The 10,901-nt window shown below is 59.9% G+C and carries 10 protein-coding genes; all 10 read left to right on the forward strand.

Features of this window, described 5'->3' with window-relative positions:
* Window positions 1-24 precede the first annotated feature (24 nt).
* Complete coding sequence (pseF, locus tag VF672_RS00170) at window positions 25-732, forward strand: pseudaminic acid cytidylyltransferase (protein WP_331100110.1); 708 nt, start codon at window positions 25-27, stop codon at window positions 730-732.
* The gene (gene pseG, locus VF672_RS00175; RefSeq protein ID WP_331100112.1) at window positions 729-1,835 is read left to right on the forward strand and encodes a UDP-2,4-diacetamido-2,4,6-trideoxy-beta-L-altropyranose hydrolase; all 1,107 of its coding nucleotides are present in this window, start codon (window positions 729-731) and stop codon (window positions 1,833-1,835) included. The genes pseF and pseG overlap by 4 nt, the downstream gene beginning before the upstream one ends.
* A gap of 70 nt (window positions 1,836-1,905) precedes the next feature.
* Window positions 1,906-2,958 carry a pseudaminic acid synthase gene (pseI, locus tag VF672_RS00180; protein WP_331100114.1) on the forward strand — a complete coding sequence of 351 codons (1,053 nt, stop codon included), beginning with the start codon at window positions 1,906-1,908 and terminating at the stop codon, window positions 2,956-2,958.
* A 2,038-nt stretch (window positions 2,959-4,996) separates the two neighbouring features.
* Window positions 4,997-5,929 (forward strand): ketoacyl-ACP synthase III, encoded by a 933-nt coding sequence (locus VF672_RS00185; protein WP_331100116.1) that lies wholly within the window; start codon window positions 4,997-4,999, stop codon window positions 5,927-5,929.
* A 118-nt stretch (window positions 5,930-6,047) separates the two neighbouring features.
* Window positions 6,048-7,343 carry a motility associated factor glycosyltransferase family protein gene (locus VF672_RS00190; protein WP_331100118.1) on the forward strand — a complete coding sequence of 432 codons (1,296 nt, stop codon included), beginning with the start codon at window positions 6,048-6,050 and terminating at the stop codon, window positions 7,341-7,343.
* Complete coding sequence (locus tag VF672_RS00195) at window positions 7,340-7,588, forward strand: hypothetical protein (protein WP_331100121.1); 249 nt, start codon at window positions 7,340-7,342, stop codon at window positions 7,586-7,588. The genes VF672_RS00190 and VF672_RS00195 overlap by 4 nt, the downstream gene beginning before the upstream one ends.
* Before the next feature lie 170 nt (window positions 7,589-7,758).
* Window positions 7,759-9,006 (forward strand): flagellin, encoded by a 1,248-nt coding sequence (locus tag VF672_RS00200; RefSeq protein ID WP_331100123.1) that lies wholly within the window; start codon window positions 7,759-7,761, stop codon window positions 9,004-9,006.
* 298 nt (window positions 9,007-9,304) lie between these two features.
* A complete protein-coding gene (locus VF672_RS00205) occupies window positions 9,305-10,156 on the forward strand; it encodes a flagellin domain-containing protein (RefSeq protein ID WP_331100125.1) in 852 nt (283 codons plus the stop codon).
* 74 nt (window positions 10,157-10,230) lie between these two features.
* Entirely contained in the window at window positions 10,231-10,620 is a 390-nt protein-coding gene (locus tag VF672_RS00210) for a flagellar protein FlaG (protein WP_331100127.1), read from the forward strand.
* A gap of 78 nt (window positions 10,621-10,698) precedes the next feature.
* Window positions 10,699-10,901, forward strand: a 203-nt coding sequence (locus VF672_RS00215) for a flagellar cap protein FliD N-terminal domain-containing protein (protein ID WP_331100129.1), incomplete at its 3' end; no start/stop codon positions are given.

The raw sequence follows: 10,901 nt of genomic DNA on the forward strand, positions 1-10,901 counted from the left end.
CCCACCCATGAGAGGCCCACGCCCATGAGCGCCGTCGCCATCATCCCGGCACGGGGTGGCAGCCAGCGCATCCCGCGCAAGAACATCAAGCTGTTCAACGGCGAGCCGATGATCGTCCATTCCATCCGTGCCGCGCTGGCAAGTGGGGTGTTCGATCAGGTCGTGGTCAGTACCGACGATGAGGAGATTGCCGACGTCGCCCGCGTCCATGGCGCCAAGGTGCCATTCATGCGCCCGGCGGATCTGGCCGACGCCTGGACCGGCACCACGGCCGTGATTCAACACGCGCTTTGTACGCTTGACGCCCTTGATCAGCACTTTGATTACGCGTGCTGCATTTACGCCACCGCGCCGCTGTTGCAGGCGCGTTTTCTGCGTCAGGGCCTCGAAGCGCTCGCGGCCGCGCCGGGCAAGTCGTATGCCTTCTCCGTGTGCAGCTTTGGCTTCCCGGTGCAGCGCGCGCTGTTGATCGACGACGAGGGTTGCTTGAACGCCATGCACCCAGAATTTCGCAGCGTGCGCTCCCAGGACCTGCCCGTCGCTTATCAGGACGCCGCGCAGTTCTACTGGGGCCGCAGCGACGCCTGGCTGCGCGGCGACACGGTGTTCTCCGAACTGAGCCTGCCGGTGATCCTGCCCCGGCATCTGGTGCAGGACATCGACAGCCCGGAAGACTGGCTGCGCGCGGAATACCTGTACGCCGCGCTCAAGGCCGGCGGGGAGCTGCAATGATGCGCGTGCTGATCCGCGCCGACGCGTCGGTGACCATCGGCAGCGGACACATTGCCCGTTGCCTGACGCTGGCCGACACGCTTCGTCACGATGGCGCCGATGTGCGCTTCGCCTGCCGCCAGTTGCCGGGCCATCCGCTGCAACGGCTGGCAGATCAAGGCTATGTCGCCTACGCGCTGCCGGCACGCTATGGCGCCGTGGAGGACGACGACATCGAAGCGGCATTGCCGTGGCAGGCGGACCTGTCTGCCCTGGCCGAACAGCTCGCGGATGAGCCGCCATTTGACTGGCTGATCGTCGATCATTACGGCCTGGATGCGCGCTGGGAGCGGGCTGCGCGGGTGTTTGCCGAGCGGATAATGTCGATCGACGACCTGGCCAACCGGCCCCACGCGGTGGAGGTGTTGCTGGACCAGAATTACAGCGCGCAGGCGCTGGATCAGCCTTATGCCACTTGGGTCGGGTCTCAGTGCCAGACCTTTCTCGGTCCCCGATTTGCCTTGCTGCGCGACGAGTTTCAGTGCGAGCCCGTCGTGATCAAGCCTCGGGTTGAGCGGGTGCTGGTCAACTTTGGCGGCTTCGATGCGGCAGGGCAGGTTTACGCGACGATGCTTGCGCTTCAGGCATTCGACGGCTTGCACGTGGATTTCGTCGCCGGCCTGCATAACCCCCATTGGCTGGCGATGAGCGAACTGGTGGCTTCTCGACCCGAATGGCGGTTACACACACTGACCGATGATTTTTTCGCACTGATGCAGTCGGTGGATCTGTTCATCGGCGCCGGCGGCGGGACCACGTGGGAGCGCGCGGCGCTGGGCTTGCCAACGATCTGTATTTCGGTGGCGAACAATCAGCAGCTGAATGCGCAATTGCTGGCAGACGCCGGTGTGCATCTCTATCTCGGGCCCCATGTGGCGCTTGATCCGGGGCGTTTGCGTGACGCTATCGAGGGGCTTTGCGGTGACGCGGCGTTACGCCGGTCTTACGCCGATCAATCGAGGTTATTGGTGGATGGCCGCGGTGCACGGCGCATCGCTGACGCCTTGGCGGCCCCGGCCAACACAGACAGGCCCGATACAGTCGCAACGGGGCAGGGCGCATGAGCCGCTGCCCGTTCTTATTCATACCGTCCGGTCAGTTGCCGGCCGATGTCAGTGCAGCGAGTGAGCAACGATGAATTCTTTCAAGATCGGTTCGCGAACCATCGGCCCCGACGCGCCGCCGTTCATCATTGCCGAGATGAGCGGCAACCATAATCAGTCGCTGGATCAGGCGTTGCGGATCGTCGAGGCGGCGGCCAAGGCGGGCGCCCATGCCTTGAAGCTGCAAACCTACACCGCCGATACCATGACCCTGGACATCGCCGAGGGGGAATTTTTCATCAAAGACCCCAACAGCCTGTGGGCGGGCACCTCGCTGTACGCGCTTTATCAACAGGCGCATACGCCGTGGGAATGGCACGCGCCGATTTTCGCCCGCGCCAAAGAACTGGGGCTGCTGGCGTTTTCGACGCCCTTCGATGAAACCGCCGTGGACTTTCTCGAAAGCCTCGACGTGCCGGCCTACAAGATTGCCAGCTTCGAAAACACCGACATCCCGCTCATCCGCAGGGTAGCGGCCACCGGTAAGCCGTTGATTATCTCCACCGGCATGGCCAGCATCGCCGAGCTGGACGAAAGCGTGCGCGCGGCGAGGGAGGCGGGCTGCAACGATCTCGTGCTGCTGAAATGCACCAGCACCTACCCGGCAACACCGGCCAACAGCCATGTGCGCACGATTCCGCATCTGGCCGGGCTGTTTGGCTGCCAGGTGGGCTTGTCCGACCACACCATGGGCGTCGGCGTGTCGGTGGCGGCGGTGGCGATGGGCGCGACGGTCATTGAAAAGCACTTCACCCTGGACCGCGCCGATGGCGGGGTCGACGCCAGTTTTTCCCTGGAACCGGCGGAGATGGCCAGCCTCGTCGTGGAAACGGAACGCGCGTGGCAGGGCATGGGCCACGTGCAGTACGGCGCCACCCAAGCCGAACAAAAATCCCTGCAATACCGCCGCTCGTTGTACGTGGTGCGGGACATCGCCGAAGGCGAGGCTTTCAGCCCGGACAACATACGCGCCATCCGCCCCGGCCTCGGCCTGGCGCCCAAACACATCGATACGGTGCTGGGGCGCACGGCACGGCACGCGCTGAAACGCGGATCAGCGCTGAGCTGGGATGTGGTGGGTTAGGCAAATAGGGGAGTTCCACTAAACAGCTCGAGCAGTCAGTGAGATTGGGTGCGAACGCGAATGTGGGACCGGCTTTAGCCGGGAAGACAGCATTCGTCACACCGCAAAATTATCGCCGGACATAAGGGCCTCTTCCCGGCTGAAGCCGGTCCCACTAAAACAGCTCGTGCAGGCAGTGAGATCGGGTGCGAACGCGAATGTAGGACCGGCTTTAGCCGGGAAGGCGCCAGGCGTCACACCGCAAAATTATCGTCGCACCTAAGGGCCTCTTCCCGGCTGAAGCCGGTCCCACTAAACCAGCTCGTGCAGGCAGTGAGATTGGGTGCGAACGCGAATGTAGGACCGGCTTTAGCCGGGAAGACGGCAGGCGCCACAGCGCAAAATTATCGCCGGACATAAGGGCCTCTTCCCGGCTGAAGCCGGTCCCACTGAAACAGCTCGTGCAGGCAGTGAGATTGGGTGCGAACGCGAATGTGGGACCGGCTTTAGCCGGGAAGGCGTCATGCGTCACGCCGCCAGATCAAGGGCGCACAGGCGGGCCTCTTCCCGGCTGAAGCCGGTCCCACTAAAGCAGCCCGCGCAATCAGTTACGACGGGTGCGAACGCGAATGTAGGACCGGCTTTAGCCGGGAAGGCGGCATTCGCCATACCGCAAAATTATCGTCGCACCTAAGGGCCTTTTCCCGGCTGAAGCCGGTCCCACTAAATCAGCTCGTGCATTCAGTGAGATCAGGTGCGAACGCGAATGTAGGACCGGCTTTAGCCGGGAAGGCGTCATGCCTCACACCGCAAAATTATCGCCGGACATAGGGGCCTCTTCCCGGCTGAAGCCGGTCCCACTAAAACAGCTCGCGCAATCAGTGAGATTGGGTGCGAACGCGAATGCAGGACCGGCTTTAGCCGGTAAAGCGTCATGCGTCACGCCGCCACATCAAGGGCGCACAGGCGGGCCTCTTCCCGGCTGAAGCCGGTCCCACTGAAACAGCTCGTGCAGGCAGTGAGATTGGGTGCGAACGCGAATGTAGGACCGGCTTTAGCCGGGAAGGCGGCAGGCGTCACAATGCAAAACCATCGTCGCACGTAGGGGCCTCTTCCCTGCTGAAGACGGTCCCACTGAAACAGCTCGTGCAGTCGGTGAGATTGGGTGCGAACGCGAATGTGGGACCGGCTTTAGCCGGGAAGGCGGCATTCGCCACTCCGCAAAATTATCGCCGGACATAAGGGCCTCTTCCCGGCTGAAGCCGGTCCCACTAAAACAGCTCGTGCAGTCGCTGAGATTGGGTGCGAACGCGAATGTAGGACCGGCTTTAGCCGGGAAGGCGGCAGGCGTCACACCGCAAAATTATCGTCGCACATGAGAGCCTCTTCCCGGCTGAACCCGGTCCCACTGAAACAGCTCGTGCAGGCTGTGAGATTGGGTGCGAACTCGAATGTGGGACCGGCTTTAGCCGGGAAGGCGCCAGGCGTCACACCGCAAAACTATCGTCGCACCTAAAGGCCTCTTCCCGGCTGAAGCCGGTCCCACTAAAAACAGCTCGCGCAATCAGTGAGAACGGGGGCGAACGCGAAGCCGGTCCCACTAAAACAGCTCGTGCAGGCAGTGAGATTGGGTGCGAACTCAAATGTAGGACCGGCTTTAGCCGGGAAGGCGGCATTCGCCACACCGATAATCTTCATCGCACGTAGGGGGCTCTTCTTGGCTGAAGCCGGTCCTATCAAACCCGCGAAGATGCCCAACCCCCGCCACACGCTCGTGACATCTTCATGTCAATTGCCTGTCTGAGCAGCGATCCGAGGTTGCGCAGCACCCGTCGGTCAGCTAAAAGCTTGTAAAACTTTTGGTGACCTGCGGGTCATAACGGGCATCTTCACTGTATCGTGTTGGCAGGCTGTGACGTCGTCGGGCTGATTTCCAGAGCGATTCTGGTGTCGCCTGTGTGCGTACGTCGCCTTTTTTTCAGGCCACGAGCCCCGAATCTTCAACGCCCCGCCTAACCGCACCGGGTGATGTTCAGCAGTTTTTTATTGGGAAGCCATGATGATTGGCATCAAGAGCATAGCGAGTTATGTGCCCACGGCCGGCGTCGACAATTACGCCCAGGGTGCCAAATTCGGAAAGGATGAAGACTTCATCCTTGGCAAGATCGGTTCTGCTTTTCTGCCGCGCAAAGACGACGCTCAGGAAACCTCGGACCTGTGCGTCGAAGCGGTCAACCAGCTGTTCGCCAACAACCCCGGTCTGTCGCGGGACGCCATCGATGCGCTGATCGTCGTCACCCAGAACGGCGACGAAGAAGGCCTGCCGCACACGGCTGCCATCGTGCAACACAAGCTTGGCCTGCCCACCCACATCGCGGCGTTTGATATTTCGCTGGGCTGTTCGGGCTATGTCTACGGTATCTATGCGCTAAAAGGCTTCATGGAAGCCACCGGGTTGAAAAACGGCCTGCTGGTGACCGCCGATCCGTATTCCAAGATCGTCAATCCGGAAGACCGCAACACCACCATGCTCTTCGGCGACGCCGCCACGGCGACCTGGATGAGTGACGACGCGCCCTGGCAGTTGGGCAAGTCCAAGTTCGGCACCGACGGTTCGGGCGCCGAATTTCTCAAGACCACCGACGGCGCGTTCTACATGAACGGGCGTCAGGTGTTCAACTTCGCGCTGGTCAAAGTACCTGCGCACCTCAACGAGCTGCTCGAAGACTCCGGCCTGCAATCCTCTGACGTTGATGCGTTTTGCATCCACCAGGGCAGTGCGGCCATTGTCGATGCCGTCGCCCGTCGTTTCGAGGACGGCAAATCGCCGGAGAAATTCGTCAAGGACATGCTCGAGACCGGCAACACCGTGTCTTCCAGCATTCCGCTGCTGCTGGAAAAGCACGTGATGAACGCCACGTGGAAACGTATCGCGGTCAGCGGCTTCGGCGTGGGCTTGTCGTGGGGCTCGGCGATCCTTTATCGTCCCTGACATTGAGTCACCTGGTTGCTTCCCGGCCTGCACAACGGCGACGCTGATATTTCAGGTCGCCGTTTTGCTTTCTGCACCTTTCACGGAACCGCCGTGCCAAACCGACAGGACTGCCCTCATGAGCGAGATTCTCCAGCGCAACCTTGCCGTGATCGACCAGCGCTGGCCCGATGTGGCGCAGCGATTGCGCGCCGAAAACGCCGAGGCAGTTCCCGCGCAATTGGTCGAGGGCCGTGAATCGACGCTCAGCATTGGCGGCATTCAGCTCACCAGCCGTCATGATCGTCTCGCCGAAGCGCAAATCCAGACGCAAAGCCTCCCGCACGACAGCCCCGTGGTACATCTCTACGGCACTGCCCTCGGCGACCTGCAGCGCGTGATGCTGGCCGGGCATCTCCTGCAAACGCTGTATGTCCACATCCTCAACGGCGCGCTGTTCGCACTGGTGCTGCAACTGCTAGAGCAGGATGACTGGCTGTCCGACCCGCGGGTCCACCTTGCGTACGCCGACGCCCGCAGCGAGATTCAGCTGCCGTTCTTCGCGCTGCCGGCCGAGCTGGTACTGGCCGACGACAGCAGCGCGCGGATCCGCGATCGGCTGGTCAGCGAGGTGCACGTCGGCTTCAATAATCAGGCGTTCGCGGCGGATACCGCTGACAACACGCGCCTCCTGGAACAGGGCAGGGCGCTGCTGGACCGGGACACCGACGTCGCCGCGCTGTTTGGCACTCAGCCCGGGCGCGACGTCTTCGTCATTGCGACGGGGCCGAGTCTGCAACAGCATTTGCCACGCCTCTTGAACGTGGCAAACAGCGCCACTCGGCCGCTGATCATCTGTGTCGACACCGCCTACGTGCCCCTGCGCAACCAAGGCATCATCCCGGACGTGGTGGTGAGCATTGACCATCGCATCACCGCGCGGCATCTTCCGGTGGAGGGTTCGGCGCACATTGCCCTGGTTTACTTGCCGGGCCAGGACGCTGTGATGCTCGAAGGCTGGCAAGGGCCGCGCTACGTCGGCTATTCCAGCAGCCCGCTGTATGCCCGGCTGCGCGAGCAGATCCCCAAGGCCACGCTGCATGTGGGCGGCAGCGTGATTCATCCGGCCGTTGATCTCGCGGTCAAAATGGGCGCCGCGCGGATCACCCTGTTCGGCGCCGACTTCGCCTTCCCCGGCGGCAAGACCCACACCGGCTGGCAGGACGGCGACCTGGGGCCAGCGCTGGGCATCGCCAAACACTGGGTCCGCGACGGTCGAGGCCATAAGGTCAAGACGCAGCTCAACTTCCGCAGCTACCTCATCGAACTCGAACGCTTCATTGCCCGCCACCCAGAGGTCACGTTCCTCAACACCAGCCGCGACGGCGCGCTGATCGCCGGCGCCGACTTCGACCCTGACTGGACCGCGCCATGAGCCTGCCTGAAAACGTCGTAGAAGAAGCCCGCGAATGCGCGAAGCTGTTCCGCCTGGGCCGGGACATTGAAGGGGCATTGAAAATGGTCGAGGTGATTGATCGGTCGCTGCCGCTGATGGACGGGGCTTCTGCCGAAAGACAGGCTGAATGGGGGCGGGTGCTGAGTGAGATTCTGGCGTGCCAGGAGCGTCAGGACTGGTTGGGGGTGGCGGATTGGCTGGAGTTCGAGTTTGTTGAACTTTGATACTTTCCAGTTGCGCAAAAGTTAAAGAAAGTTCCTACCTTAGATTGAGTTTTCTCTGAAGTAAGCGGCCCGCGTGGGCCGTTTTTTTTGATTTTTTTTAAAGCCTTTTCATTGAGTGGCTTAGCCGATTTATTACCCTGCACTTGTCGTGATGGCGCAGGCTACATGGGATGTTTGCTGTTAAAGCCCATCTGCAGTTCGTCGATATCGGGACTGTAGGTTCTCCGGGAGAAATGGACTTCCCCGACATCAGAGAACTCTCCGTTTCTATCAACGAGGGAATTAAAATGGCATTAACTGTAAATACCAATATTGCGTCGCTGTCTGTTCAGCGGAATTTGAACAGGTCTTCCGATTCGGTTAGCACCGCCATGACCCGCCTGTCTTCGGGGCTGCGGATTAATACCGCAAAAGACGATGCTGCAGGCATGCAGCTGGCAACTCGGCTGACTACGCAGATACGCGGCCTGACCGTTGCGACCCGAAACGCTGGTGCGGCGATCTCTATTATTCAGACCGCGGAAGGGGCGCTGGACAAGTCACTGAATAATTTGCAGCGAATGCGCGACCTTTCTGTACAGGCGGCCAACGGTGATAAAGGGCCGAAAGAGCGCGACGCCTTGAACGCCGAGTTCGTGAAGTTGACTGCTGAAGTGTCGCGGCTCGCCAAAGGTACAACGTTTGGTGCCGAGCTGAACTTGCTGGATGGCACAGCAGGTGAACTCAGCTTTCAGATCGGTGCGAACGTTGGCGCCACTGAAAAGATCAGCCTTACTTTAAGCAACGACTTTTCATCTGAGTCTATCTTCGCTGCGAGCGAAGACCGGCCGGCTGTTGGCGCAGACGCAACCACGTCGGGGTCTCAGGCGATCACAAAAGGAAGCTACACGCCACTTTCAATCGATGGTCTCGGTGCACGCAACATTCAGAACACCGTCACACAGACGATGACTGATGCAGTAGAGAAAGCGAAAACGGATTTGGTGCTTGCCGAGACGACCTTTGCAGGGATTGCCACGCCGGTGCAGGCCGATATCGACGTCTTGAATGCAGCCAAACAAACTTTATCAACCGCAGAGAAGGCGGTGACCGATGCCGAGTCGATCGACATCAGCCTCAACAAAGCCGCGCGTATCGAAAATATCGAATACACCATAAAGGCCATCGACGCCGCGATCGGACAGATCAACTCTGCACGAGCCGACTTGGGCGCTAACCAGAACCGTATGATGAGCGCCATGGAAAATCTTGAAAACATGACCAAGAACGCTACTGCGTCCAGAGGCCAGATCGAGGACGTCGACTTCGCCGCCGAAACCGCCGAACTCACCAAGCAGCAAACCCTTCAACAAGCGTCTACCGCCATCCTGGCCCAGGCCAACCAGCTACCGGCCGCCGTCCTGAAGCTCCTGCAATAACCAACCGCCTCTATAGATAAGGCCAACCAAAACCCCGGCGCGCCTCAGGGCGCGCCCCTCTTTTTGAGCACTGGTTAACAAATTGCCGAGTCGGGTTAAAGCTTCCAGGGGTTGGGCCGAAACGTTGTGTATCCCCGGCCAACATACCGTGGAGGTGGCGCTCTAGTGGCAAATAAATTTGAAAAAGCCCTAAAGCTCCTGACAACCGCGACGATAAACATTACGTAGGTTCTCTAGGCCACACCCGGCGCTTGCCAGGGCCGGATAGCCGCAGCACCCAACCAACGAGGAATTCATCATGGCTTTAGGCGTAAACACCAACGTAGCTTCCCTGGCAGTTCAGAAGAACCTGGCCAAAGCTTCCGATGCACTGTCGACTTCGATGACTCGTTTGTCTTCCGGTCTGAAAATCAACAGCGCTAAAGACGACGCAGCCGGCCTGCAGATCGCAACTCGCGAAACTTCGCAAATCCGCGGCCAGACTGTTGCAATCAAGAACGCCAACGACGGTATCTCGATCGCTCAGACCGCTGAAGGCGCTCTGCAAGAATCGACCAACATCCTGCAGCGTATGCGTGAACTGGCTGTTCAGTCCCGAAACGACACCAACGGCACTGCTGACCGTGGCGCTCTGGACTCTGAATACGCTCAAATGTCGGACGAACTGACCCGTATCGCCGGTTCGACCAACCTGAACGGCAAGAACCTGCTGGACGGCTCGGCTAGCACCGTAACCCTGCAAGTCGGCTCCAACACTGGTACTTCGAACCACATCGACCTGGTTCTGACCGGCAGCTTCACTGCATCGGCTCTGGGCGTTGGCAGCGGCACTAGCTCGATCAGCGGCACCGATAACGCCACTGCCCACACCAACGTTGACGCCGCTATCTCGGCAATCGACGCGGCTCTGGCAACGATCAACAGCACCCGTTCGAGCCTCGGTGCTGCACAAAACCGTCTGACCAGCACCATCTCCAACCTGCAAAACGTTAACGAAAACGCCACCGCAGCACTGGGCCGCGTTCAAGACACCGACTTCGCTGCTGAAACCGCTAACCTGACCAAACAACAGACTCTGCAACAAGCTTCCACCTCTGTTCTGGCCCAGGCTAACCAGCTGCCATCCGCTGTTCTGAAACTGCTTCAGTAATAACGGCTAGAGTTTTGGCGGGGGAGTCATGCTTGCGTGCTCTCCCGCTTTTTACTTTCACGAGGTGATCGGGCATGGACATTAGTAACAGGCTGAGTATGTCTTATCCGATGGTCCAGTCGTTGCCCGCGGTGCCTGTGGTTGCTGATAAGCCAACCGTGGCGCCTCAAGTCGTTTCTGCTCCCGCTGCGTCAGCGCAGCCAGACACATCGACACGTAAAGACTCCGATCCGGAAAAGCAGTCGCAAGAGTTAAAGGCCGCCGTGAAGGAAATGGAAAAGTTCTTCCAGTCGGTTCGTCGCAACCTGGAATTTTCCATTGACGACCAGTCAGGGAAAGTCGTGGTGAAAGTGATCGCCACGGAAACAGGCGAGGTGGTTCGGCAGTTACCGTCCGCTGAGGCTTTGAAAATAGCCGACAGCCTGAAAAACGCAAACAGCCTGCTGTTCGACGCGAAAGTTTAAATGGCATGAAAGGTGAACGCTTTGCCTGTGGCATTGCGTGCTCGTCAAAATGCCGACTACAACTGAAAGGAGACTCACATGGCTAGTCCTATTACCCCCTCCACCGGCCTCGGTTCGGGCCTGGCAATCGGTGACATCGTCACTGCGCTGGTCAATTCCGACAAGCTGGCCAAGCAGACCCAGATCACCACCCAGACCAAACTGGTCACCACCAAGATCTCCGGCATCGGCACGCTGCAGAGTGCAATGACTGCATTCCAGACCGCGCTGACCAACCTTGG

It is taken from the genome of Pseudomonas sp. (assembly GCF_036387035.1).
GTDB lineage: Bacteria > Pseudomonadota > Gammaproteobacteria > Pseudomonadales > Pseudomonadaceae > Aquipseudomonas.

Coding starts and splice junctions, on each gene's coding strand:
- pseF (WP_331100110.1), top strand. CDS start 25: ATGAGCGCCGTCGCCATCATCCCGGCACGGGGTGGCAGCCAGCGCATC.
- pseG (WP_331100112.1), top strand. CDS start 729: ATGATGCGCGTGCTGATCCGCGCCGACGCGTCGGTGACCATCGGCAGC.
- pseI (WP_331100114.1), top strand. CDS start 1,906: ATGAATTCTTTCAAGATCGGTTCGCGAACCATCGGCCCCGACGCGCCG.
- VF672_RS00185 (WP_331100116.1), top strand. CDS start 4,997: ATGATTGGCATCAAGAGCATAGCGAGTTATGTGCCCACGGCCGGCGTC.
- VF672_RS00190 (WP_331100118.1), top strand. CDS start 6,048: ATGAGCGAGATTCTCCAGCGCAACCTTGCCGTGATCGACCAGCGCTGG.
- VF672_RS00195 (WP_331100121.1), top strand. CDS start 7,340: ATGAGCCTGCCTGAAAACGTCGTAGAAGAAGCCCGCGAATGCGCGAAG.
- VF672_RS00200 (WP_331100123.1), top strand. CDS start 7,759: ATGTTTGCTGTTAAAGCCCATCTGCAGTTCGTCGATATCGGGACTGTA.
- VF672_RS00205 (WP_331100125.1), top strand. CDS start 9,305: ATGGCTTTAGGCGTAAACACCAACGTAGCTTCCCTGGCAGTTCAGAAG.
- VF672_RS00210 (WP_331100127.1), top strand. CDS start 10,231: ATGGACATTAGTAACAGGCTGAGTATGTCTTATCCGATGGTCCAGTCG.